The sequence below is a fragment of the Pseudomonas sp. 7P_10.2_Bac1 genome (assembly GCF_025465935.1).
In the GTDB taxonomy this organism is placed as follows: domain Bacteria; phylum Pseudomonadota; class Gammaproteobacteria; order Pseudomonadales; family Pseudomonadaceae; genus Aquipseudomonas.
This window is the reverse complement of sequence record NZ_JANLNV010000040.1, coordinates 71,187-96,896: the sequence shown is the minus strand read 5'-3', so window position 1 is coordinate 96,896 and position 25,710 is coordinate 71,187. Positions and strand designations below refer to the sequence as shown.

Annotated in this window: 19 protein-coding genes; 14 read left to right on the top strand and 5 right to left on the bottom strand. The window is 59.5% G+C overall.

What is annotated here, in order from left to right; translation table 11 throughout:
- Window positions 1-50 precede the first annotated feature (50 nt).
- From NTD86_RS07690 to NTD86_RS07675, 4 genes are all read left to right on the top strand, one after another.
- On the top strand, window positions 51-2,585 hold the full coding sequence (locus NTD86_RS07690) for a TonB-dependent receptor plug domain-containing protein (protein ID WP_262201578.1): 2,535 nt from the start codon (window positions 51-53) through the stop codon (window positions 2,583-2,585).
- Window positions 2,586-2,654: 69 nt separating this feature from the next.
- Entirely contained in the window at window positions 2,655-3,821 is a 1,167-nt protein-coding gene (locus tag NTD86_RS07685) for an LLM class flavin-dependent oxidoreductase (RefSeq protein ID WP_262201577.1), read from the top strand.
- A 38-nt stretch (window positions 3,822-3,859) separates the two neighbouring features.
- A complete protein-coding gene (locus NTD86_RS07680; protein WP_262201576.1) occupies window positions 3,860-4,921 on the top strand; it encodes an LLM class flavin-dependent oxidoreductase in 1,062 nt (353 codons plus the stop codon).
- Window positions 4,914-6,089: a cupin domain-containing protein gene (locus NTD86_RS07675; protein WP_262201575.1), complete on the top strand. Its 1,176-nt coding sequence runs from the start codon at window positions 4,914-4,916 to the stop codon at window positions 6,087-6,089. Before NTD86_RS07680 ends, NTD86_RS07675 begins: the two co-directional genes overlap by 8 nt.
- Before the next feature lie 15 nt (window positions 6,090-6,104).
- Here NTD86_RS07675 and NTD86_RS07670 read toward each other — a convergent pair whose 3' ends face one another.
- From NTD86_RS07670 to NTD86_RS07655, 4 genes are all read right to left on the bottom strand, one after another.
- A complete protein-coding gene (locus tag NTD86_RS07670) occupies window positions 6,105-7,697 on the bottom strand; it encodes an ABC transporter substrate-binding protein (protein ID WP_262201574.1) in 1,593 nt (530 codons plus the stop codon).
- Window positions 7,698-7,750: 53 nt separating this feature from the next.
- Complete coding sequence (locus tag NTD86_RS07665) at window positions 7,751-10,294, bottom strand: TonB-dependent receptor plug domain-containing protein (protein ID WP_262201573.1); 2,544 nt, start codon at window positions 10,292-10,294, stop codon at window positions 7,751-7,753.
- A gap of 176 nt (window positions 10,295-10,470) precedes the next feature.
- Window positions 10,471-11,673, bottom strand: a complete 1,203-nt coding sequence (locus tag NTD86_RS07660) for an SfnB family sulfur acquisition oxidoreductase (protein WP_262201572.1) — start codon at window positions 11,671-11,673, stop codon at window positions 10,471-10,473.
- An 85-nt stretch (window positions 11,674-11,758) separates the two neighbouring features.
- Complete coding sequence (locus NTD86_RS07655) at window positions 11,759-13,348, bottom strand: ABC transporter substrate-binding protein (RefSeq protein WP_262201571.1); 1,590 nt, start codon at window positions 13,346-13,348, stop codon at window positions 11,759-11,761.
- 313 nt (window positions 13,349-13,661) lie between these two features.
- On the opposite strand from NTD86_RS07655, the gene NTD86_RS07650 reads away from it, so the two are divergent.
- Genes NTD86_RS07650 through NTD86_RS07635 form a run of 4 tightly spaced genes read left to right on the top strand, consistent with a single transcriptional unit; the run spans window position 13,662 to window position 18,548 of the window.
- The gene (locus NTD86_RS07650) at window positions 13,662-14,681 is read left to right on the top strand and encodes an ABC transporter permease (protein ID WP_262201570.1); all 1,020 of its coding nucleotides are present in this window, start codon (window positions 13,662-13,664) and stop codon (window positions 14,679-14,681) included.
- A gap of 3 nt (window positions 14,682-14,684) precedes the next feature.
- Entirely contained in the window at window positions 14,685-15,677 is a 993-nt protein-coding gene (locus NTD86_RS07645; RefSeq protein WP_262201569.1) for an ABC transporter permease, read from the top strand.
- Complete coding sequence (locus tag NTD86_RS07640) at window positions 15,674-17,479, top strand: ABC transporter ATP-binding protein (protein ID WP_262201568.1); 1,806 nt, start codon at window positions 15,674-15,676, stop codon at window positions 17,477-17,479. Before NTD86_RS07645 ends, NTD86_RS07640 begins: the two co-directional genes overlap by 4 nt.
- Before the next feature lie 46 nt (window positions 17,480-17,525).
- Entirely contained in the window at window positions 17,526-18,548 is a 1,023-nt protein-coding gene (locus NTD86_RS07635) for an aldo/keto reductase (protein WP_262201567.1), read from the top strand.
- 39 nt (window positions 18,549-18,587) lie between these two features.
- Here NTD86_RS07635 and NTD86_RS07630 read toward each other — a convergent pair whose 3' ends face one another.
- Window positions 18,588-19,811 carry an MFS transporter gene (locus NTD86_RS07630; protein WP_262201566.1) on the bottom strand — a complete coding sequence of 408 codons (1,224 nt, stop codon included), beginning with the start codon at window positions 19,809-19,811 and terminating at the stop codon, window positions 18,588-18,590.
- A 330-nt stretch (window positions 19,812-20,141) separates the two neighbouring features.
- Between NTD86_RS07630 and NTD86_RS07625 the strand changes: the two genes are divergently transcribed.
- The 6 genes from NTD86_RS07625 (at window position 20,142) to NTD86_RS07600 (ending at window position 25,685) form a co-directional block, all read left to right on the top strand.
- On the top strand, window positions 20,142-21,134 hold the full coding sequence (locus NTD86_RS07625; protein WP_262201565.1) for an ABC transporter substrate-binding protein: 993 nt from the start codon (window positions 20,142-20,144) through the stop codon (window positions 21,132-21,134).
- Complete coding sequence (locus NTD86_RS07620; RefSeq protein ID WP_262201564.1) at window positions 21,127-22,851, top strand: FAD-dependent oxidoreductase; 1,725 nt, start codon at window positions 21,127-21,129, stop codon at window positions 22,849-22,851. Before NTD86_RS07625 ends, NTD86_RS07620 begins: the two co-directional genes overlap by 8 nt.
- Window positions 22,852-22,876: 25 nt before the next feature.
- Entirely contained in the window at window positions 22,877-23,263 is a 387-nt protein-coding gene (locus NTD86_RS07615) for a 2Fe-2S iron-sulfur cluster-binding protein (protein WP_262201563.1), read from the top strand.
- Between the two features lie 68 nt (window positions 23,264-23,331).
- Window positions 23,332-24,399 (top strand): ABC transporter substrate-binding protein, encoded by a 1,068-nt coding sequence (locus NTD86_RS07610; protein ID WP_262201562.1) that lies wholly within the window; start codon window positions 23,332-23,334, stop codon window positions 24,397-24,399.
- Window positions 24,400-24,480: 81 nt separating this feature from the next.
- Window positions 24,481-25,080, top strand: a complete 600-nt coding sequence (locus NTD86_RS07605) for a histidine phosphatase family protein (RefSeq protein ID WP_262201561.1) — start codon at window positions 24,481-24,483, stop codon at window positions 25,078-25,080.
- Between the two features lie 107 nt (window positions 25,081-25,187).
- Window positions 25,188-25,685 carry a DUF1543 domain-containing protein gene (locus tag NTD86_RS07600; RefSeq protein WP_262201560.1) on the top strand — a complete coding sequence of 166 codons (498 nt, stop codon included), beginning with the start codon at window positions 25,188-25,190 and terminating at the stop codon, window positions 25,683-25,685.
- The last annotated feature ends 25 nt before the right edge of the window (window positions 25,686-25,710 follow it).

Below are 25,710 nucleotides of genomic sequence, written 5' to 3'. Positions count from 1 at the left end.
CCAGGAACGTCCACCACGCCAGCAATAAATTGATTTTTTGCAGGTAGTCCATGACTGTTCGTTTAAATACCCCACGCTCCCCCCTTGGTTTGATGGTGTCTATTGGTGTCATGTCGTTATTTGGCAGTGCCGCGGCATTGGCTGACGACTCGATACGCAACACCGAGCATTCCGCGAATAAAAGTGATAACTCCCTTGAAACGGTTGTGGTGACCGGTTCTCGGGCCGAGTCGCGCACCGTTGCTCAAAGTCTGGCGCCGATTGATGTAATCAGTGCCGACGATCTGGCCCGCTCCGGCAAGCAGAACCTGCGCGATGCGCTGGCGGCCCAGGTACCGTCCTACACCAATGACGCGGGTTTCACCGGGGCTACCGGGATCGCGGTCAAATCGGCAACCTTGCGCGGTCTGGGCGGTAACGCGGTACTGGTGCTGGTCAACGGCAAACGGCGACACAACACCGCACAGATCTTCCACCAGTCGTCCTCGACCTCTAACGGTCAGTCGCCGGTGGACCTGGACCTGATCCCGGTCAGTGCCGTCGACCACATCGAAGTGCTGCGCGACGGTGCGGCGGCGCAATACGGTTCGGACGCCATCGCCGGGGTGATAAACATCATCCTCAAGAGCAACAAAAGTGGCGGCCAGGCCAGTGCGATTTACGGCCAGTACGGCGAGCGCGTCGGGCACAAGGGTAACTTTGGCGCCACCGGCGAAACCCTGTTCAACCAAGGCTTTGAACTGCCCAACGACGGTTTTTTCAACGTCAGTGGCGATGTAAAAATCCAGGAAACGAGTAACGTCGCCGGTGCCGTCCCGGACCGCACCAAAATCTACTCAGGCGACGACCCGCGCGAGTTCGGTGAAAGTCGCAACCGGCAGATCATGGGCCAGCCTCGCGCCCAGACCTACAGCTTTGCCTATAACGCCGAGCTACCGCTCACCGACGCGCTGGATTTTTACTCATTCACCACCTTCAGCCACCGGGACTCCACCGGCTTTGGCACTTATCGGACTGCCAACTCGGCACAGAACATTCCGGAAATCTACCCGGATGGATTCCTGCCCAAGTTCCGCTCGGTTGAGGACGACTACCAAAGCGTGTTTGGCCTCAAGGGCAAGGACGTACTGGGCTGGGACTGGGACCTGTCCACCAGCTATGGCCGCAACGATGTGCACTACCACAACGACGATTCGCTGAACGCTTCCTTCGGCCCCAGTAGCCCGACCGACATCGACAACGGCGAGGCGATATTCAGCCAGTGGGCCAACAACCTCGACATCACGCGCTCATTCGACACCGGCTGGTTTGAAAGCCCGCTGCACGTGGCCAGCGGCTTGGAGTACCGGATCGATACGTATCAGATCCGCAAGGGTGAGTACGCCTCTTATGCTGACGGCGGCTACGTCTACCCAGTGGGTTCGCCCAACGCGGGCAAGCGTCCCAATTCGGGCTCGGCCGGCTGGGGCGGGTTTAGCCCTGAGGCGGCAGGCAGTTGGGATCGCAGCAACACCGCAGGTTATATCGATCTGACCCAAAAGCTGACCCCGGACTGGGAGCTGAGCGTAGCGGGGCGGTTCGAGCACTACAGCGACGTGGGCGACACCGCCAGCGGCAAGCTGTCGACCCGCTATCAACTGACTCCGACTTTTGCCGTGCGGGCAGCGGTCAACAACGGTTTCCGAGCGCCATCGCTGCAACAACAGCACTTCTCGTCCAGCACATCGGCCTGGAGCGCCAACCCGGTGACGGGTGTACTCAGCCAAACTGTCACCACCTATGCGCCGCCGGGTTCGCCTGCCGCCGTCGCGCTGGGTTCCAAGGAGCTCAAACCCGAAAAATCGCTCAACTACAGCTTTGGTTTTGTGGCCACACCGTTGCAGAACCTGGACGTGACCGTCGACTTCTACCAAATCGACATCAAGGACCGCATCCTGCAGACCAGCGCCTTGAGCGGCGTCAATGATCCGAACATCGCCGCACTGCTGACCAAGGCCGGGCTGAGCACCAACCAGAGCGTCGCCTACTACGGCAACCTGGCCGATACACGCACCCGCGGCATTGATCTGGTGGCGGACTATCGCACGCAATACGGCCCGTACGGGCGTGGCAAATGGACCCTCACCAGTACCCAAAGCCTGCAGGAAATCCGTGACATCAAGGAGCCGGGTTCGCTGGCCGGTACCGGGGTTGAAGTGCTGGGGCGCGATAAACAGGGCAACCTGACCAGTGCCTTCCCGAAAAACAAGACCTCGCTGTCCCACACCTGGTTTATTGACGACTTTGAAGTGGCGATCAAGGAGTCGCGTTTCTCGGCCGTCACCGGCAAGAGCTACTACAACGCCAACCGCGACGAGAAGGTCAAGCCGGCCTACATCACGGACCTGGACGTGGCTTACAACATCAATGACCAGTTCAAGGTGTCGGTGGGGGGCTTGAACATTTTCAACAAGCGCCCTGAACAGCTCAGCGAGCAAGCCAAACTCTACTACTTCATGCCTGTCGATGACCCGGCCTACAGCTGGTACTCACCCTACGGCGTGGACGGCGCGTACTACTACGCACGCCTCGACTATTTCTGGTAATCGCCTGGGCGCGCCGGCTTTCCCGTCGCTGCGCGCCTGCCTTGACTTCGCCTGGAGAAGGATATCGAAATGGCTCAATCCCACGTCAATCAAACCTTTGAGCGCGATGCCTTCCCGGCACCGCATGATTTTCCCGACAGCCCGCTGAGCAAGGCGCTCAAGCAGCCGTTGCTGCTGGGGGTGTTCCTTAACATGCAGGACATCCGCGTCAGCAATCACCCGACGTCAAACACCTGGACGTTCGATTACAACGCGAAAATCGTCCAGCAAGCCGAAGCGCTGGGCTTCGAGCTGGCCTTCAGCCGCACCCAGTGGTTGCCCAAAGGCGGCTATGACGGCGAAGCCTCGCTGGACTCCTTTATCGCCCTTGGCGCCATGGCCGCGATTACTCACAGCATTTTGCTGGTCTCGACCATTCATGTGCTGTACGGCCCGTTGCACCCGCTGCACATCGCCAAATACGGTGCCACTCTTGACCATATCGCCAAGGGCCGTTGGGGCATCAATATTGTTACCGGCCACCGACCGATCGAGCATGAAATGTTTGGCCGCCCGCAAATCGAACACGATGAGCGCTACCAATTGGCAGGTGAATTGTTTGACGTGCTCAACACTCTGTGGAGCAGCAACGAAAACTTTACCTACGAAGGCCGTCACGGCTGGAAAATCAAGGACGGTTTCGTCACCCCGAAACCGGCTTACGGTCGCCCGGTCCTGGTGACGGCCACAGGTTCGCAAGCGGGCATCGACTTTGCGGCTAGCCACTCCGACTTGGTGTTTATCACCAACTCATCGGGCGCGGGCATCCGTGAAACCCTTGAAGACATCCCGGCCCATGTCGAGAAGATCAAGGCCCGTGCGCGTCAGTTTGGCCGCGAGGTCCTTACCATCATCAACCCCATCATTGTCAGCCGCGACACCGAACAGCAAACCCGCGACTACCTGCAAGCCATCGTCGGCAACAAGGTGCCTGGATCATTCGGCAGTCCCAGCGCCTACGCCAGCGACGCCCATGCCTGGCGCGGCCGGGCGCAGGGTACGCGTAACACCGGTTTGGGGCTGGGCGGCAATATCGAAATTATTGGCACCCCGGAGCAAGTGACAGAACAACTCGTTGCCCTCAAAGCGGCCGGTATTGACGGCGTGCAACTCAACTTCCATGACTTCGCCGTCGACCTTGCCCACTTTGGCGAACGCATCTTGCCGCTGCTTAAAGCGGCAGGATTGAGACTTTAGGACACACCCACAACAAGTCCCCTGATAAGGAACACACCATGAGTCTCGAATTTATCGGCCATACCAGCAGTCGTACTGGCGCTGAACTCATTGACGCCAGCGGCCCGATCATCGACAAGCCCTACATCAAGAACATGGCCCACACCGCCGAAGCCAACGGCTTTGATCGTCTGCTGATCGGCAGTTTCGCCACCTGGCCGGACAACAGCCAGATCGCCGCCTACGTGCTCAACAACACCGAGCGCCTGGGCGTGATGCTAGCGCACCGGCCAGGCTTCGTGGCGCCAACCGTGGCCGCCCGACAGCTGGCAACCCTCGACCAGTTCAGTGACGGTCGTCTGGCAGTGCACGTGATCAGCGGCGGTACCGATGAAGACCAGCAGCGCGACGGCGACTTCCTGGCCCATGACGAACGTTACGCCCGCACTGCCGAATACCTGAGCGTGGTGAAAAAGGTCTGGCACAGCGACAAGCCGTTCGATCATCTGGGCGATTACTACCGTTTCAAAGGAGCGTTCTCCACGGTCAAACCGTGGCAAACCGGCGGTGTGCCGATCTTCTTTGGCGGCTCCTCGACCGCCGCTTTCGAGGTCGCGGGCCAGCATGCAGAAGTCTATGCGCTATGGGGCGAGTCCCTGGCGCAAACCGCCGAAACCATCGCCAATGTACGCAAGGCCGCCGCGAAGTACGGGCGAGAAGAGCAAATCAAATTCCTCCTGGCGTTCCGCCCTTTGGTGGCCGACACCGAAGAGGCCGCTTGGGCGCGTAGCCGTGAATTGCTGGCGGCGGCCAAGGCCAAGTACCCGGCTGCTCCGGCCTTGAACCAGAACGTCGGCTCGCAGCGCTTGCGTGAGGCCGCCGCTCAAGGCGCGGTGCTGGACCAGCGCTTATGGACCGAATTCGCCGCCGTGACTGGCGCGCATGGCAACTCCACCGCATTGGTTGGCACCCCGCAACAAGTGGCTGGCGCGCTGCTGGAGTACCACAAACTGGGCATTGATAAGTTCCTGATCCGCGGTTTTGATCCGGTGCCGGACACTCTGACCTTTGGCCGGGATGTGATCCCTCTGGTCCGTGCTGCCGTGGCCCGAAATGCCTGATCCGACTCTGCTGCAACAGTTGCTGGGTGAGCCACGCCTGATCGAGGAGGGCGCAGCCTGGCCCTCGGCGATTCGGCTCCAGCACGGCGCCTTGGCCCGGCTGCCCGAACTGTTTCACCAGCCCTTGTTGCAACAACCGGGTCGCCTGGCAGACGTTTATCGCGGCCCTTTGTCATTTGGTCGCGGCCTGCGTTCGCCGCAGACCTTCGACAGTCGGGCCAATGCTTCCAGCCTGCTGCAATTAGGGCTGACGGTGTTCATGCAGGACGTTGCCCCGGTTCTGGCCGGAGCTGCGCAGTTCTTGCGTGAATTGGAGCGTGAGTTGGGCGTGCCGGCAGGCAGTGCCCGGTTGAGTGCCTTTGCCTCGGCGGGGGATGACGGCGTGTCGTGCCATTACGATGCCGAAGAAGTCATCTCGATCCAGTTGCATGGTCGTAAAACCTTTCATGTGGCGCCGATGCACGATATCCCGTTGCCCTACGGCGCGCAGTTTGGCCCGGACATGGTGGCGGTCGAAAACCTCTACGAGCAGGCGCGCGAAGGGTTTCCCGACCCGGATAAAGCCACTTTCCAGGCTTTCGACCTGCACCCTGGCTCGGTGCTGTTCCTGCCCCGTGGCACGTGGCACCGGACTGAAGCGCAGGCCCCTTCACTGTCACTGAGTATTGTCATTCGCCCGCCCGTGCTGGCCGATGCCTTGCTGGGCTGGCTGCAGCCCTGGCTACTTGCTGATCCGCGTTGGCGCTTGCCCCTATATGGTCCGGCGGGTGCCCATGAGCCTGCGTTGCAACCTTTATTGAGTACGCTGGCGACTCGCTTGAGTCAGGGCGCAGAACAGCCGATCTTGAGTTGGAACAGCGCACCGCCAATCGACAACAGCGATCTGTTACGGGTGCCGGGCTCGCGTTTGAGCATTGGCGGGGTAACCCCGCAACGTGCACATCTGCACGTCAGTGCGCTGGATCAAGACTGGCGCTCACGTACCACCTTCGACAGCGAAATCCCGGCGGTGCTGCTGCCAGTGATCGACTGGTTGCAGCAGCGAAAAAGCGCTTTTGGCCTGCACACCCTCGCCCGACAACTGCCGCACATCGCGCCGGGCGATCTGCGCCAGTTGCTGGAGCTGTTAGTCAAGGCCAATGCCTTGCGCCAACTGGTGCCGCGTTAAACCGTTGCTCGCCTGTTACAGAAGATAGACATGGCTCAAATTGCCGATAAACCCGCCGCCCGTGGAGTCCGTGAGGTTGTGCACATTAGAGCGGGCCAGCAATGCGTCTTCGCTGGACACGATCGGGATGCGGGGCAGGTCTTCCAGCACCTGTTTTTGCACCTGGTGGTATAGCTCCCAGCGGCGTTTGGGATCGTTGTCAATTTGTGCCTGTTCCAGCAGCGCATCGACCTGCGGGCTCGAGTAATGGGTAGCGTTGGAGTAGGCCACCCCTGACTGGATGTTCTTGGACCAGTAAAACCTTTGCAACCCGATGGCCGGGTCCGGCGCGGTCGAAGCCGGGGAAAGGTTGGTGTCGAAGTCGTAACGGCCGTAAATGCGGTCGATAAATTGCGCGTAATCCTGATTGCGGATGTCCATTTTTATGCCGATTTTGGCAAAGCTGCTGCGCAAGAAGTTCGCGGTCTGCAAATAGGCAGCGGATGGGTTGGGGTCGTTTTTGATGCGCAGGCGAATGCCGTCCTTGTCCGGCTTGAAACCGGCTTCATCCAGCAAGGCCGCTGCGCGTTTGAGGTCGAAGGGGTATTGCGCAACGTCGGCGCTGTAGAACTGCGGGAAGTTTTTCGGGATTGGTGAATCGGCCGTGGTGCCTTGCTCCAGCAGGATGTGCTTGAGGATGAATGCCTTGTCGATGGCGTGCGCAAATGCCTGGCGTACGCGCACATCCTGAAATTGCGGGCGTTGCAAGTTGAACTCCAAAGCCATGATCCCAGTGCCGCCATAGGTGTTCAGGCGATCGTGAATGCTCAGCGCCGGATTCTGCTTTAGGCGCTTGATTTCACTGTTGGACAGGGTGTCGGCATAGGCCACTTGCACCGAGCCGGTTTCCAGCGCGGCCGAGACGGACGACGGGTCGGCAATGAAACGGTAGATCACCTGGTCCAGTAGCGGCTTGCCGTCCTGCCAATAGGTGGGGTTGCGTTCAAGGGTCAGGTAGTTGCCACGCACCCATTCCTTGACCCGAAAGGGCCCTGTACCTACGGGCGCCACGTTGGCCGGGTTGTTGAGAATATCGGTACCTGCATACAGGTGCTGCGGCAACACTTGAGAGTCTCTGGCATTCAGTGCGCTGAGCAGGTAGGGCGTGGGCTGCGAGAGGTTCCACACGGCGGTCAGTGGGTCCGGTGTGTCGACGCTCTGGACATTGGGAAACGCCGCTCGCCCGCGCGAGCTGTATTTTTTCCACACCTGCATCACAGAAAACGCCACGTCTTTTGAGGTAAAGGGTGTGCCGTCATGCCAGCGCACGCCGGGGCGCAGTTTGAACGTGACTTGCAGTCCGTCCGGGCTGAATGCCCAGCTTTCGGCCAACTGGGGCTGCGGGCCATTGGTGGGGCTGAGGTAGAGCAGCCCGTCGAAGATTTTCGGGGAAATCAACTGGGTGGCGGGCGCAGTGGTGAGGCCGGTGGTCAGCACGGTGGGTTCGGGGTTTTGCGCGATGATCAGCGTGCCGCCGGGAGTATTGGCATGACCCAAGCGCTGCCCCAGCAGGCCGATGGCCGCCGTTGAGGCCAGCGAATAGCCGAGAAAGGTGCGTCGATTGAACATGAGTAAGACCTTTGAGGTGTGGCTCCCCGAGCGGGGAGCCGTACGCAGGAGGATTACCAGTCGTAACTCAGGCGGGCGTAATAGAAGCCGCCGCCGATGCCATAGGGCGTATTGCGGTTGGCGTAGGGATCTTCATGGTTAATGGTTGAGGCCAGGCTGTCGGGCTGGTTCGGCGGGCGCTTGTTGAACACGTTGTTGGCGCCCAGAGTGGCCTTGAAGTTGTCGGTCACCAGGTAACTGACGGCTGCGTCGGTGATGAACGAGTCGGTGGTGGTGGAGTCCTGAGCGCGGTTGAGCACGTTGTTAACGGTGCGGGTTTTCGAGTAGTAGTGCTCGGTCAGTTGCACCATGAACTTGCCCAACTGCCAGTCCAGCGACGCGCGGGCAATGTTTTGCGGCAGGGCTTCTTCGAGCAGGGTGATGCGTTCACGGTCCAGCAGGCTCAGGCCGGCATTTTTCAGCACCTCAGGGTCCTTCACACTTTTGACTTGCGTCTTGTTGTGCGCATAGCTCAGGCCCCAGTGTGCCTTGCCGAAGCGTTCGTAGTCGGCGTCATAGTCGAGCTTGAACTCGACACCCCGGGTCTGGGTCTTGCCGAAGTTGGTGAAGTAGCGCACTTGTTGCTGGCTGGTGAGGCCCGCATCGGTCAGTGCCCTCGCCACGGCGGGGTTGTTGAAGCCGTTGAAGGCGCCTGTGAGGAAGATCCGGTCGCGAATATCGATCTGGTAAATGTCTATCGAAGCCGAAAGGCGATCGGTCGGGGTAAAGACCAGGCCGAAGCTGATATTGGTGGATTTCTCCGGTTTGAGCTCCTTGGCTCCCAGCGCCTTGGCTGCTGGCGCATCGGGGCGCAGGGTGTCGTAGTAATAGGAAATGTACGAGGTGTTGGTGATTGGGTCGTTGACCGGTTGCACCGTAGCGCTTTGGTAGTTTTGCTCGGCCAGTGACGGCGCCCGAAACCCGTTGCTCAGGGTACCGCGCGCGGCGATCACGTCGTTGAACTGGTAGCGGTTGGAGAACTTGCCCGCCACGGCCTCGCCGAAGTCCGAGTAGTTTTCGTAACGTACCGCCAGGCCGCTGTCCCATTTCTCGGTGATCTGCTGCGAGAAGTCGACGTAGTACGCGGTGTTGTGCCGCGATTCGTCAAACTCGAACTGCGGGCTGAACCCGGTGAGGAATGCCGAACCGGCCCCGGCGAGTTTGCCGCGCAGGTTCACCGCCGGGTAATCGTCGGGGTAGCGATAGCCACCACCGGCGTACGAGTAGTATTCGCCCTTGCCCAGTGACAAGGTGTTGTAGCGATACTCGGTGCCGACGGTGACGTTCAGCGGGCTGGCAAAAAGGCCGGTATCGAAGGCGCGCCGGGCTGAGAGCGAGGCGATGCTCTCGGCAAATTTCAGGTCGCCGGCATGCAGGTTTTGCAGCGGCAACAAGGCACCGAACGATGGGTTAGTAGTGTTGAGGATATTGATGTCGGCGCGGTTCTGACCGTAACTCAGGCCTGCGTCCCAACTCCAGCCCAGGATGTTTTCGGCCTTGAGTCCTAGGTTGGCCTGCATGTCTTCCTCTTTGGTTTGCAGACGTGAACTGTAACCACCGGGGGTGGTGATAACGTTGGCCGTGGCGTTGGTTTCCGAGCGGAATGAGCCCTTGGCCTCTGAGCGCCGAGGGCTATACGTGCCAAAGGAATACAGCTCAAGGTTGTCGTTCAGCGGTAGGCCGAAGTTGTAGGCCACGGTGGTGCTTTCCTGGATCGGCACGACTTCGTAGTTTTCCGGCACGTTGCGGTTGGCCGTAGCTTCACGCGGATCATTGGGCGCTGCGTAGATTTGCCAGATGGGCTGGGTTGGGGCTTTCCAGGGGCCGACGGTGTGGCTGTCGCCGGTGTTCAGGTACGACAGGCTGAGGTTCAGAAAGCCGCCGTCATCGCCCAGGGCGAAGCCCGAGTTGAGGCCGCCGCTCCAAGTAGCCCCGGCATCGCCGATGCCACCGACCTTGGCCACGTCATGGTTGTACTCGCCATAGGACACGTCGGCCGAACCGCCGGACGATGCCGACTTGAGGATCACGTTGATCACCCCGGCAATCGCGTCCGAGCCGTATTGAGCTGCTGCACCATCGGTGAGGACTTCGACGCGCTCGACTGCCGACATCGGGATCAGGCCCAGGTCGGCAGCCGAAGAACCCAGAGTGGCGCCGCCGCTGTTGTTGATCATTGACGAGCCGTGGCGGCGCTTGCCATTGACCAGCACTAGTACCTGGTTGCCTGACAGGCCACGCAGTGACGAGCCGCCAATGTTTTTAGCCAGGGCGCCGCCATTACTGTTGATGTTGATATAGGCCGGAGTGACCAGTGACAGGGCTCGGCGCAGATCACTGACCCCGGTTTCACGCAGGGTTTCGCCCTGGATCAACTGAACCGGTGAAAGTGCCTTGAGGGCCGTGGTTTCGACGCGGGAGCCGGTGACAACCACCGTTTGCAACTTGTCTTTTTCGTAATCGGTTTCAGCTTTGGCGGTGTCAATGGGGACAAACGTTGCTGCGCCCACGGAAATGACGACACCGAGAGTGTGACGACGCGAGTGAAGTGAAGACATAGAAGTGTGCCTGGTATTGCCTCTGCATTTTATTGAGTGTGTGCAGTAGTGAGTCGACGCTGGCTGGTTTTAGCCTGGCAAGTAGGTTGGTAGTGTGACGGCTGATGCCGCTCTTTGAATCGGGCGTCAATGGCTGGGTGACGGCTACCTCCTGTAGGCAGTCATGGGTGGAGTGATCAGCCGAGCAGGTGGTACTTGCCGATCAGGTTGAATTTCCATGCCACCGGGTCGTGGACGGTGTGGGTTCGGGCGTTGCGCCAGTGGCGATCAAAGCCGTACTCCAGGCGGGTCGAACTGGCGCCGCCAAGCTGGAACAGGGTATTGCTGGCCAGCAGCGCCGCTTCAGTGGTGAGGATCTTGGCCGCGGCCAATGCCGATGACACTTTGTCAGAAGGCCCTGGGCCGTGTTCGGCTGTCACCTCGTCAAAAGTCTGCGCGGCGCGCTCCAGGACGGCTTCGCCCGCATGGATGCGGGTGTGCAGGTCGCCGATGATGGCCAGTACATACGGGTCCTGGGTCACCGACTCGACCCCCGTGCGCAAGTACGGCCGGGCGTGTTCGCGGACATAGGCGAGGGTGTCGCTGAACGCCGCGCGGGCGATCCCAAGGTCCAGCGCGCTGTGAAACAGATCGGGTATGCCGTAGGTGTTGGCGGTGGTTTTGCCCAGTTCCGAGTTGAGCACGTGGCTGTGTTCAACCCGCACGTTGTCCAGCAGTAGCGTGCCGCTGGCAGTGGTGCGCTGACCAAAACCGTCCCAGTCATCAATGATCGTCAGGCCTGGAGCGTTTCGGGCCAGCACGGCAGTTTTGGACAGACCGTCTTCATCCACGCAACCAATGGAAATCAGTTGGGAAAACAGTGCGCCAGTGGAGTAGGCCTTGGCCCCGTTGACCCGGTAATGATCGCCCTCTCGGGTAATCGTGGTGCGGGTAGTGCCTGCGGGCAGGTTGCCGCCTTCGGCATGGCCGTTGCCCCAGCGATAACCCTGAAGGATCTTGCCGAAGAACAGTTGTTTCTGTTCGTCGCGGCCCACGGCTTCGATCACACTGCTGGCCAGGATAATGCTCAGCAACAGTTGGCCGATGGAGGCATCAGCTTCGCCGATAGCAGCGACGACGCGAGTCAGGGTCAGGTATGACACATACGCTCCGCCGTATTCGCGGGGGACTCGGATGGCCAGCAAGCCGCTGCAGGCGCAGTCTTCCAGTTCTTGCCAGGGCAACAGGCGTTCGGTATCGCGGCGCTGGGCATTGAGCTTGAAGGTGGCTGCAAGTCGCTGGGCGACCTCGATGGCCTCAAGATCGCTGCGGATGATATGCGCCGGGCTGGCGGGTGCCGCCAGTTCCGGCGGTGAAGGGGCGAGCAGTGCATCGGTCATGGAACATCCTTTTAGGTTTTTTTGTGGATTATTGTCCCGGCAGGAGCAGGCGCGCACAACCGGCGCCACCGCGTTCGAGCCGCGTCTAGGCCTGATAACGGGCGTCAGCGAAGTTGCCGTACAGCGCTTCTGATGAGTTGAAAAAATCCTTGAGCTGCTTTTGAGTCACCACCACCACGGTGGGCGAGACAATGGGGATCTTTGGCAGATCGGTGAGCACGATCTGCTGGAATTCGTCGTACCAGGCTTTGCGCTTGGCCGGGTCGACTTCGGCCTGGCCCAAATCGAGCAGTTCATCCACGCGCGGGTTGGCGTAGCGTGCACCGTTGGAGAAAGCGATGCCGGGCTTGAAATTGCTGGAGTAATAAAAGCGTTGGGTGCCCATCACTGGATCGGGTCCGGCCGTGGCAGTAATCAGTGTGGTGTCGAAGTCACGGCGGGTGTACACGCGGTTGACGTACTCGGGGAAGTCCTGGGAGCGGATCACCAGCTTGACGCCGATCTTCGCAAGATTGCTGCGCAGGTAGTTGGCGATTTGCAGGGTTTCGCTGGCCGGGTTGGGGTCGTTGAACACGGTCAGGCGTACCCCGTTGGCGTCTTTTTTAAGGCCGGCTTCTTCCAGCAGGGCTTCGGCTTTTTTTAGGTCGAAAGGGTAACGTGGCACGTTGTCGTTGTAGAAGTCGCTCATGCTCGACGGGATTGCGCTGTAGGCCGGTTGGGCAAAGCCAAAGTAGATGTTCTTGATCACGAAATCACGGTCAATGGCATGGGCGAATGCCTGGCGTACACGCACGTCCTGAAACACGGGTTTTTCCAGGTTGAACTCAAACCCGACCAGGCCGGGTGAATAAGGTGCGCTAATTTCGCTGACTTGCAGTTGGTTGATGCCGCGCAGGCGCTTGACGTTGCTCAGGGCCACCGAGGCCAGTTGTACGGCCTGGGTTTCGAGGGCCGCCGAGGCAGACGTCAAATCGGGGATGATGCGGAAGATCAGGGCGTCCAGGTGCGGCTTGCCCTGGTCCCAATACGCGTCGTTACGCACCAGATTGATCGATACGCCGCGGTCCCAACGCTCGAACTTGAACGGGCCGGTTCCGATGGGCTTGATGTTGTAAGGATTACTTAGCGGGTTGCCGTCTTCGTACAAGTGTTTGGGCAGCACTTGCGCGTCGGTCGATGACAGCGCGCTCAGCAGGTAGGGTGCCGGGGTCGACAGCGTAAGCACCACTTGCAATGGCGTCGGGGTTTGGACCTTGTTCACCGGGGCAAAGGTGCTGATGCCCCGAGAGTTGTACTTGCGCCAGATATTTTCCAGAGTGAACGCCACGTCTGCCGAAGTGAATGGCTGGCCGTCATGCCAGGTCACGCCGGGGCGCAGGTTAAAGGTGTAGACCAGACCGTCATCGCTCACCTGCCAATCGGTGGCGAGGCGCGGCACTGGCTGACGCTGGTCGTTATACGACAGCAGCCCGTCAAAGACCTTGCTGGTCACGGTGTAGATCGTGCCGTCGGTGGTCATGGCGTTGGTGAGGATCGAGGGTTCAGGAAATTGCGAGACCACCAGAGTCTGTTTGCCGTCGACAGCGGCGAATACCCCGGATGCCTGGCTCAACAGACCGGCGCCAGCCGTCAGAATGATGGAATCCTTGATAAACAGTCTTCTGGAAATCGACATACAGCACCTTTGGTCAACAACACGTAATGAGAGCGCGCACTATTGAGTTCTATGGTTAGAACTAAAAGAGGCGTTTTTATGAAAGTGTTCAATGAAGGGGCTGTTCTGTTGGATTCAAAACAGTGACGCGAGCCTAGCGGATATTTTTAAGAGTATTCAAGCGTCTTAGTTATAACGTTAAGTTGAGTTTTAATACCCTTAGAGATAATAAGTTTAGAACTTTTTTGTCGGTGTTAGCGCCGGGGATTTGCTGTATTAGTGTTCGCCGTTAAAACAGTTTCCCTTTCAATTGATTGTTTTTGCAGAGAACTCAATGCTGACCAGCCCTCTTTATCAGCGTTTAATCCGATTCGTCAGAATGGTGGTCAGAGGCCCCTTGTTGCGCGCCGTGCCGACAGCCGCCGGGGTGATCGTTCTCAACTTCATGCTGTTGCAGATGGTGCCCGGTGATGCGGTGGACGCGTTGGTAGCCGAAGCCGGGTCGGCCACGGCTGAGACCACTCAGTTGCTGCGCCAGCAATACGGTCTGGACAAGTCCTCACTGGCGCAATTTGGAGACTACGTCGGTCAATTGGCCCACCTGAGCCTGGGGGACTCGCCGCGTTATGGCATCCCGGTGCTGGAGGTGATTAACCAGCGCTTGCCCAACACCTTGTTGTTGATGGGCCTCGCCCTGGTGATCTCGGTCGGCGCTGGGGTGACTCTGGGGGCCGTGATGGCGCTGTGGGCGGGCAAATGGCCGGACCGGGTGCTGTCTTCGATTGTGTTTGTGGTGTATTCGACGCCGGGGTTCTGGATCGGGCTGATGGCCATTGTGTTGTTCGCGGTCAAGTTGGACTGGCTGCCGGCGGGTGGCGATGGCACCATCGGCGCCGGACTGAGCGGGGTCGACAAGTTTGTCGACAAACTGCATTACGCGATTTTGCCGGCATTGACACTGGCCAGTTTCTTTGTGGCCATCTACGCCCGATTGACCCGTGCATCGGTCCTGGACGTACTGACCCAGGATTACGTGCGCACCGCACGGGCCAAGGGCTTGTCGCCTTGGCGCATTACAACGCGGCATGTGTTGCGCAATGCCTTGTTGCCATTAACTACGGTGGCGGGCGCGCACTTGGGCGGCTTGCTGGGCGGTGCCGCAGTGGTCGAAACCGTCTTCGGCTGGCCGGGTATCGGCCGCCTGACCCTGGAGGCCGTGCAGGCCCGTGAATACAAGGTGCTGCTGGGCATCCTGCTGATTTCTTCGTTCATCGTCATCATTGCCAATCTGCTGGTGGACTGGCTGCACATGCGGCTGGACCCACGCATTGCCGCCCGCTTGAAGGGAGGCTGAACCATGAGTATCGATTCCCCGAGCCCGACACTGGACATTTCGCGCCCGGCACTCACGGGCTGGCGCCAGCAACTGAGCAGTGTGCTGCTGGGGCGCTGGGCGCCGGGTCGGCGATCGCAGGTCGAGACCAAGGAACGCCTGCACGCGCCCCGTAGCAGTTGGCCTGTTGTTCGTTCGCTGCTGCATTCGCCCGGCGCCGTATTGGGGCTGAGTGTGCTGCTGTTGGTCGTGTTGATGGCCATGAGCGCTAATTACTGGTACCCCGGTGACCCGCTGGACATGGTCGGCCAGCCACTGCTGGCACCGTTTGAAGACTGGTCCTTTCCTCTGGGGACAGATGCACTGGGTCGTGACCTGGCGGCCGGAATCGTGCATGGCGCCCGGGTGTCACTGCTGGTCGGAATCACGGCGGCCCTGGTCAGTGTCGTGGTCGGAACCCTGGTCGGTGCACTGGCAGGCTTTTTCGGGGGGCGGGTCGATCGGGTGCTGACCTGGCTGATCGAAATCTTCCAGACCACGCCCTCGTTCTTGCTGGTGGTGGTCGTGGTGTCTATCACCCAGTCGACAGTGGGGATTATCGCGGTGGTCATTGGTCTGACGTCTTGGGACACCGTGGCGCGACTGGTTCGGGCGGAGTTTCGTGCGTTGCTGGGGGCCGATTTCGTATTGGCTGCGCGCACGGTCGGCTACAGCACGCCGTGGATCATCGCTCGTGAAGTCCTGCCCAATGCCTTGCCGCCCATCATCATTACCGCATCGGTAATCGTGGCCTCGGCGATCCTCACCGAGTCATCACTGTCATTTCTGGGAGTGGGCGACCCGAACACCATCAGTTGGGGCAGCATGATCGGCAGCGGTCGCGACATGTTGCGCAGCGCGCTTTACCTCACGGCCATCCCCGGGCTGGCGCTGGTGATCACTGTATTTAGTCTCAATCTGGTGGGTGACGCCTTGATCAGGGCCCTGAACCCACGTCTGCGCGGGAGAACCGCATGAATGCTGTCGTTAACGTCGATGATCATCGCGATATGTCGCTGAACAGCCCCTTGCTCAATGTTTCGGACCTTCAGGTCAGGTACGGCAACTATCACGCCGTAAAAGGTGTGAACTTCCATGTCGCCCGGGGCGAAACCCTGGCACTGGTGGGGGAGTCGGGCTGTGGCAAGTCGACCACGGCCATGGCGATCATGCGCCTGTTGGGTGGTCGCGCCGAACTCACCGGGCGGGTCGATTTTGACGGGCTGGACCTGTCTGGCATCAGTGATCCACAGATGCGCAATTTACGCGGCAATGATATTTCGATGGTGTTCCAAGATCCCATGACCTCGTTGAACCCGGTGTTAAGCATCGGTGAGCAGATCGGCGAGGTGCTTCGCCGCCATCGCGGCCTGTCGCGCAAGGACGCCCGCGCCGAGTCGCTGACCCTGTTGCGGAAGGTCCGTATCCCCAATGCCGAGGCGCGACTGGATGACTACGCGCATAACTTGTCCGGCGGACAGCGCCAGCGGGTGATGATCGCCATTGCCGTGGCCTGCAAGCCACGCCTGTTGATTGCCGATGAGCCCACCACAGCGCTGGACGTGACCGTGCAGGCGCACATCCTGCAATTGCTCAAGGAGTTGAGCGAAGAGTACGCCATGGGGCTGCTGCTGATTACTCACGACCTAGGCGTGGTGGGGCAGTGGGCCGACCGCGTGGCGGTCATGTATGACGGGTTGATTGTCGAAAGCGGCAGCACTGAAGCGATCTTCACTCGCCCGCAGCACCCGTATACCCAAGGATTGCTGGGCGCGTCGCTACGCCTGGACAGCGACTCGCATTACGCCAGTGCGTCGTTGCCGGAGATCAATGTACGGCGCAGTGAAAGCGGCGCGATCCAGTTCGAGCTGCACAGTTACCCGCGAGCTTCGTCGCTCCCCGAAAGGGCCGCGAAAGCGGACCTATCGCCGATTCTTGAAGTGCGCCATCTCTGTACCGAGTACAAAACCCGCCAGGGCCTGGTGAGAGCGGTCAATGATGTGTCGTTCAAGATCCAGCCGGGGGAGACCCTGGGGCTGGTGGGTGAGTCAGGTTGCGGAAAATCGACGCTCAGCAAAACCATTCTGGGGCTGATCCGCGCAAGCAACGGGCAAATCCTGCTCAATGGCACCGATATCGCGCCACTCTCGGAAAAGCAGCTGCGTGCCTACCGGCCATTGGTGCAGATGGTGTTTCAGGACCCGTACGGTTCGCTCAACCCAAAACACAGCGTGTACCGCATTCTCGATGGGGTGCTGAAGAACCATGGCATCAAGCAAGCACAGCAACGCAGCCAGCGCATTCTGGACATCATTGCCCGGGTCGGTTTACCACTGTCCGCGGTGTGGAAATACCCTCATGAATTCTCCGGAGGGCAGCGCCAGCGTGTCGGCATCGCCCGTGCGCTGATCTTGCGCCCATCGTTGGTGATCCTCGACGAAGCGGTGTCTTCACTGGACGTTTCGGTACGGGCGCAGATTCTTAATCTGTTAGCCGATCTCAAGGAAGAGTTCGGTTTGTCCTACCTGTTTATTTCGCACGATCTGTCAGTGGTCAAGTACATGGCGGACCGAGTGCTGGTGATGCATGACGGCCAGATCGTAGAAGAGGGCGCCCACGAAGGTATCTGGAAAAACGCCCGTCACGACTACACCAGAAAACTCATTGGCTCGGTGCCGGTACCGCGTTATCGGGTCAACGACGACGAGTCGGTGCCTTACACCCATTCGGCCTGGCAAGACCTGCCGGTGGCCATGCTGTTGTCGCGTTTTGCGATCTAGTGACGCTGTTTTCAATAATCAATGAAAGACCATTAGGGGAGTGAACATGAGCGCTATCGAGTACCGCAACCTGGGCCGCAACGGCATTAAAGTGTCCCCCATCACCTTGGGCACCATGATGTTTGGCGGGCAGACCGACGACGCCGTGGCCAAGCGCATTGTCGACCGGGCCTATGAGCAGGGCATCAACTTTATCGACACGGCCAACGGTTACAACGGCGGGGCCTCTGAAGAAGCCGTGGGCCGCCTGATTGCCGACCGTCGCTCGCAGTGGGTGCTGTCGACCAAGTTCGTGAACCCGAACCCGGGCGCCCAGGGCCCGAATGATCGCGGCGCCTCGCGGCATAATGTGATCCAGTCGGTGGACGCCAGCCTCAAGCGTCTCAATACGGACTACATTGACCTGTTCTACCTGCACCGCGAAGACCACACCACCCCGGTGGAAGAAACCCTGCGGGCGCTGTCGGACCTTATCCGTGCGGGCAAAATACGTTCTTACGGGCTGTCCAACCACCGTGGGTGGAAACTCGCGGAATTCAGCCGTCACGCCGACTTGCTGGGCATCGAGCGTCCTGCGGCCAGCCAGCCACTGTACAACCTGGCAAACCGCCAGATCGAAAACGAACACTTGCCAGCGGCTGAGTACTACGGCATTGGCGTTGTTTCCTACAGTCCATTGGCGCGTGGCGTATTGACGGCCAAATACGACCCGACCCAGCCACCGTCGGAGGGCACTCGAGCCGGTCGCAACGACAAGCGTCTGCACCAGACCGAATGGCGCCCGGAATCGCTGAATCTGGCACAGCGGGTCAAAGACCACGCCCAAGCGCGAGGTATCACGCCAGGGCAATTTGCCTTGGCCTGGGTGCTCAACAATAAGTTGATCACCTCCGCCATTGCCGGGCCGCGTACCGAAGAGCAATGGAACGATTACGTACCGGCGCTGAACTACGCCTTCACCGCTGAGGACGAAGCTTTCATCGACGATCTGGTCATCACCGGTCACTCCTCGACACCGGGCTACAACGATCCGAGCCATCCGTTTGCCGGGCGCAAATCGCGGGTTTAAACGTAAGCCCATCGAGGTACGAAAGCTGGCACAGCATTCTCAATCCCGTCCCAGATTCCATTCACGCCATTGCGATTGAGCCAAAAGCCCACTGGCAATCGTAACCGCCACCAGACCCCACAAGGCAATGGTGGCGGCTACACCCATCCGGTCGGCCATAAAGCCCGCGATCAGCGTCGCCAGCGGCTGCAAGCCAAAGCCGATAATGCTGAACAGCCCCATCAGGCGCCCGCGCATCGCCACCGGTGACAAGATCTGCACCATGCTGGTACAGGTCACCATGGCTTGTGAAGTGGCGAGCCCGAACATGAACAGCGCCAACAGTTGCAGGTACAGCCATTCGGTCAGCGCCGAGACCACCAGCCAGCTCCCCATCCACACCAGCGTCAGCGATAAGGTCAGTCCCATGCGCTTGATGTAGCTGATTACCGGCGACAGAAAAACCGCGTACACCAGCGAGCCGGAGGCGGCTGCGCCAAGCAAAACCCCGGTCAGTTGCGGGTCGCCATGGGCCACCGCTGGCAGCAGCGCCAGGCTGCCCAGGCCGAACATGGTCAAGGCCGCACAGCAAATGTAGATATTGCGCAGGGTCAGGGTATGTCGAATGTGAGCCACCGCCTCGCCCAGCGACACGCTTTCACCTGCCTTGGGACGGCTTTGGCGCACGGCATGTAGGGAGATCAGCGAGAAAATCACCACCCAGTACGACATGCCATTGGCCCAGAAGGCGACTGACATGCCGACCTGGGCGACCAGATAACCGGCCAGTGTCGGCCCCAGGGTTCGGCAAACATTGAGAATCATCGAATTGATGCTGATCAGCTTGCGGATGTTATCCATGCCCGCCAGATCAAACAGGAACGCTTGCTGCGTCGGGAAATACACCGAGTTGACGCAGCCCATCAGGAAGGCGAAGACGTAGATATGCAGCAGTTGCACCTGTTCGGCGTGGATCATTGAGGCAATGGCCAGGGTCAGGGCAATCTCCACCAGGTGGCAGCCGATCAGCAGTTTGCGTCGGTCATAACGGTCTGCCAGGGCACCGGTAAACATGCTCAGCAGCAGGATCGGCAGGCTTGAACACAGCGCACTGACCCCCAGGGCAAACGCCTGGCCGCCCGATAATTGATAGACCAGCAACGCCATTGCCGTTTGCTGCAACCAGATACCGATCATCGAGACCGATTGGCCTGCAAGATAAGTTCGCGTGTGGGCAGAGTACAGGGGCGTAAAGTTATTGAGCCACAGCGAAAGTGCAGACATAAGTCGGATATACCCAGAAAGAGTGGGGGCCAGAGGTGGCGCAAAACGCGAAGTAATCTGCGCAATGCCCTCAGTGCTGTCAATCAAAGTGCAGTCATAAACTCAGAACGTAATGATCTATGTGGCTTAAATAACTTTCCATTACACTCGCCAGACCTCGCACGGGGCGTTTGTTAATCCATGGCTGCCAGTAAAAAGTTGCAGCGCTTTAATCAATGTCGTGCGACCACGTCCGCCATTAATAATCTTTTTGCTATTTAAGATCGTTGTTTTGAAAGACAACGCGCTGCGATCTTTTATGTCTTGGCTATATTCAATGAGCGGACGTTTATGACTGATTTAAACCTGTGGTATACCCGTTGCCCGACACCGACGCCTTTAGGGCTTGCGGTTAAACTTGGCTTCCTGGAATCGGCCCTGGCGCAGAAGTCGGTGAGCCTGCAATCACTGCAAAGCTCATCGGACGAGAAGGTCCGCGCCAGCCATTTTGACCATACGCAACCTTGGTCCTTTCGCCAAGGCGGCAATATCCCGCCGATTCATGCCCGTGCCAGCGGGCGCGATACACGTCTTATCGGAATTAACTGGATCGATGAGTTCCAGGCGGTGATCACCTTGCCGTCGTCGGGCGTGCGTGACGTTTCAGAACTGGTGGGCAAGCGCCTTGGCGTGCCACGTCAGCCTGCGGGGGTTATCGACTTTCAGCGCGCTACCGCGTTGAAGGGGTTGCTCTCGACGTTACAAGTGGCCGAAATTGCCAGGGACGCGGTGCAGTTTGTCGATGTGGCCACCCGCACGCCACAGGTGGGCGGCACCACGCCAGGCTATCCGGCCGCCCTGGTTCGACGCCTGCCGTATGCCAATGAGCTCAGCCATTTGATCAAGGGCGATATAGACGCCTTTTTCGTCAAGGGCGCAGAAGGCTTGAGCCTGGCCCACCAGTTCAATGCGCTGATTTTGAGTGAGACCGGTAGCCATCCCGATCCCGCTATTCGGATCAACAACGGCACGCCACGGCTGTTGACGGTCGATGGTCTGCTTGCCCGTGAACGCCCAGACCTGGTGCAGTCTCTGCTCGAAGCTGTCGACGAAGCCGCGCAATGGGCCGCGCGCAACCCTGATCAGACCCAGCGTTTTGTCGCGCAGGAAATTGGGATTTCCGAGGAAGCGGTGCAAGGTGCATTTGGCCCGGATCTGCATTTGAAATTCGGCACCGCGATTGACGCACATGGCCTGGAGGCGATTCATTCGTTCAAGGCGTTTCTGCTTGCTGAAGGCTTTATCGACGCCGATTTTGACCTTGAGGCATGGGTTTATGGCTGATTCGTCGATGACGTGGGACGTCATCGTACTGGGCGGCGGTGCGGCCGGGCTGGTGGCCGCGTTTCACGCCCGTCAGGCCGGGGCATCGGTGCTGGTGGTGAACAAGGGATTGGTGGGTCGCAGCGGGGCGACCATCACCTCGGGGGGCGGGGTTTCGATTGCCGGCCAGAGCCTGCGGGCCATAGGTCTGGAGGCGGATGCCAGCGACACCGAAGAGCGATTCCTGCACGACACGCTAGCGGCTGGTTCCTGGCTCAACGACCAGTCTCTGGTGCAGAGCATGGTCGCCGGGATAGGCGCCGAGCTGCAGCGGCTGATCGACTGGGGCATTAAGTTCAGCGTCAACCGCCGCGCACCGGGGCATAGCAGCGGGCGCGGCGTGCACATCAGCGGGGTCGACATGCAGCGTGCCTTGACCCGCATTGCCCAGCAAGCGGGAGTGAGTTTTCGCGAGGATTTTCAATCCACCCAACTGCTGCGCCGTGAAGGGGCGGTGGTCGGGGTATTGGGGCTGGACCGGCGTACCGGCAGTATCGACAGCCTATACGGGCACAGCACGGTGCTGGCTACGGGCGGTGCTACTTCTAATTGGAGTTTGCGCACTGCACCCGAGGAGTTGTCCGGAGAAGGGCAGCGCATGGCGGTGGAAGCGGGCGCTACCTTGATTGACATGGAAATGATGCAGTTTCTGCCCTGCTGTCTGGCTGCACCGGCGATTTGGCGTGGGTTGCAGTTCCCGTGGATTCTGGGGCCGCAAAGTGGCGTGCATGCCTGGCTGATGAACCGTTTCGGGGAGCGTTTCATGGCGCGCTGTGACCCGCAACGTATGGAGCTGGCCACCCGCGATAAAGTATCGGCTGCCTGCGCTACGGAAGTCTATGAAGGCCGGGGTAGCCCCAACGGTGGGGTGTATTTGTCCTGGAAACACCTGCCCAACGACATCATTGATCACTTCCCGGCGACTTCACGCTCGATCAGCGCCGAGTGGCAATGGGAGGGGTTTGACATGGCGCCATTGGTTGAGCGGATCAAGCAGGGGTACGCCATCGAAGTGGCCCCTGCCGCGCATTTTTCGTTGGGCGGGGTGCGCGTCGATGCCGGCACGGCTACCGGTGTGCCAGGCTTGTTTGCCTGCGGTGAAGTAACCGGGGCCATGCATGGTGCCAATCGTTTGTCTGGCAACGCCGGGGCGCAAGTCTTGGTGCAAGGGCGTATCGCCGGGCGGGCGGCAGCGGTTGATGCGCAGCAGCGGCGGGCGCTGGATCGGCGTTCAGACAACCAGGCATCAGCCTTTGCTGCGACGGTCGCGCCGTTCGAGCGCCGCCAGGGTGTGGCCCCGTTTGAACTCAAGGAACATCTCGCGCAATTAGCAGAGCGGTCGCTCGGTCCGGTGCGTACGGCAACGGCCCTGGCAGCAGGGCTGACGCAACTGGCAAGCCTCAAGACGGATGTGTTGCCGCAACTGGCCTGCCGTACCCGTGATCTGACGTGGAACCGCGATTGGAGCGACGCGCTGGAGTGCCAGGCAGCATTTAGCGTCATTGAGTCTGCCTTGCTGGGAGCGAGCGAGCGCAATCATTCCATTGGCGCCCACCAGCGTCACGATAATCAGCGCGCGGATGAGGGCTTACTGAGCCATTCACTGGTGCACCTTGATGCCGGGACGCTGGTGCGCACAACCGTACCGGTTGACTTTACACGGGTCGCCCGGCCATGACCCTGGCCACTCTGAGGAGCTCTGAATGCTGATGCATCTGACATTGTTCCGTGACGGCGAATTTCGCCAACTGGACATCCAATTGCCCCCTCCTGCGGGCCTCGGCCTGGGCATTGATCGCTGGGAGGGCGCCTCGGTGAGCACGGCCTTGCAGTATGCCCAGCGCGAGTTTGAACCCAATCTCGGCTACTCGCTGTCGTGCCGCCGCGGGCTGTGCAAGCTGTGTGCGATGCGCATCAACGGTGAAGTCAAATTGGCCTGTACCGTGGCGTTGCACGACGGCATTCGCATCGAACCGGCCAAACCCAAGCTGGCCCTGCATGACACTGTGGTCGAATTGAGCCTGGTGCGCAGTAAGGCTGCACGGGCCGCAAAGGTCGATGCAGATCCATTGATACCAACAACTACCTGACTGCCTGTCGGACCTGCTTGCTCATCGCCAGGCACTTTCGCCTAGCGAACTTACTGAGGAGTTGACCCATGTCTGAAGCACTGCTTAAAGCGTTGCCTGAAACCCAAGCCGGCACGCAGCCAAGCGCCATCTGGTACACCCGTTGCCCGGTGCCGACCACGTCCGGTATTGCTCAACACAAACGCTGGTTGCAGAACGAATTCGCCCGCCACGGCATCACTCTGGATTCGATCCGCGCCTCCGAGGACCGTGCAGTGCGTGAGTCGCACTTCCGCCACAGCCTGGCTGGCAGCTTCCGCGAAGGGGGCAACGTGCCGTCGATCTGGGCCCGCGCTCTGGGCCAGGACACCGTAGTGGTGGGTATCACCTGGGTCGATGAAGAGCAGCAGGTATTTGTGCGTGGCGACAGTGATATCCAGACCGTCGCCGACCTGCGCGGGCGCAAGCTGGGTATTGTGCGCAAGGCCGCCAGTGACCTGGTGGACGTTGGCCGTGCTGAAGGCCTGCGTGGCTTATTGACGGCGCTGGAACTGGGCGGCGTACCCCGTGACAGTGTTGAATTTGTCGATATTGCTGGACCTGAATGGGACCTCAAGGAAGTCTCCAAGACCCGTGAGGACCATCACGCACTGCCGACTCTGGCGTTGCTCAACGGCACGGTTGACGCGATCTTCATCAAAGGCGCCGGCAGTGCCCGGGCACTTGCGCAGGGCTTGCGCCCGATCATCAACATCAATGAGCAAGAGGATCCGTTACTGCGCCTGAGTGCCGGCTCGCCACGGCCCATTACCGTAGATCGTCAGACCCTGATTGATTCACCGCAGATCGTCGTTCGTTACCTTGCGGTGCTTCTCAAGACCTACGAATGGGCCAAGGACCACCCGCAAGACGTCGTGACCACTATTGCCGCTGAAACCGGCACCGATGCAGACAGCGTATTACTGGCATTCGGCGAGAAGCTGCATTTGGCCTTCGAGCCCAAACTGTCCGAGCTCTACGTCGAAGGCCTGCGCCGCCAGAAAGACTTCCTGCTGGCAGAAGGCTTCATCAAACAGGATTTTGATATTGACAGCTGGATCGCCCCGGGTCCTTTGCAACAAGCTTGGGCCATCAAGGATGAGATCGTGCTGGACTGACAGAACGGGCACTTGCCTTGGTCCGTGGGGGCAAGGCAAGTGAAAGCGTCTACCCGTTAATTATTAATCGAGAATGAATGCATGCAGTTATACGTGGCCCGTCACGGGGAAACCTGGGCCAATACCGAACATCGTTACCTGGGGGCGCTCGATCCGCAACTGACCCTACGAGGTCGCGAGCAAGCCCAAGCACTTGCAGCCCACCTGCCGAAGAATCTGGATACCGTTGTTGTTTCTCCGCGTCTGAGAGCTCAACAAACCGCGAGCATTCTTAACCACCACCTGGGTTTGCCGGTCGAGATCGTGGACTGTTTTCGTGAGCGTGATGTCGGAGTTTTCGAAGGGTTGACCCAGGACGAGGCTAAAAAGCGTTACCCCTGGCTTTGGGCGCAAAATATCACGCGCCGCTGGGGGGTGGGTCCAACTGGCGGTGAGTCGATCGCTGAGGTGGTGACGCGAGTTCGGGACGGTTTGCTGGCGCTGGAATCGAAGTACCCGTCGCAGGCGATTCTGTTAGTGGCCCACGGTTTTGTGGCCAAGACCATTCGAGCATTGGCCAAAGGTGATTTTTCAGATTTTTATGATTGGCAGTTAGCCAACGGTCAGTTATTGGCGCTGGATAACGTACAGATTCCGGTGCGTGACATAGAGGCATTGAAAGCGTCGTTGCCCGTGAAATAGGTTTTCTGTTCAGGGATCAAAAAATCGCGAGGCAAGCTCGCTCCTACAAGGAGTGTGTGCAGATCCGTTACCATGGCGCTTTGGTCTCGCATATCCGGAGTTGCAAAATGCTGTTTGTGGTCATGCTGGGAGGCAAGCATCCCAGAGCCAAAATCGAAGTCCACGATGTGGTTTTTGCTATCGCCGACAGCCTTGAAGCCGCTTATCCGCAACTGCGCGAAGGCTGGTTTGGTAGCCAGGCAGGCCTGCATATCGATTCATGGATGCGCGTGGACGGTGTGGAGGATTGGAAAGTCGAGCTCAGCCCGCTGGCGCCTTTGCCCGATTCGCCACGTTTGTATTTCATCAATCTGGGTGGCTACGAGCCCAATATGTTTGGTGAGGCGCATCATTACCTGCTGGTGGTTGCGCTGGGTAAAAACGAGGCCAAGAACAAGGCTCGACAGCACATGCTGGCGCACTGGGAAAAAGCCCATACCGACGCGCTGCTGGATGTTGATGACTGCCTGCCGATTGATCAGGTGGGCGGGCGGTACGTGCACTTGGTCAAGGGCGAACACCGTGGTGTGATTCAGCACAATGATTACATCGTTATTCAGCGCTGATCGAGCGACGATAAATCTATCGTCA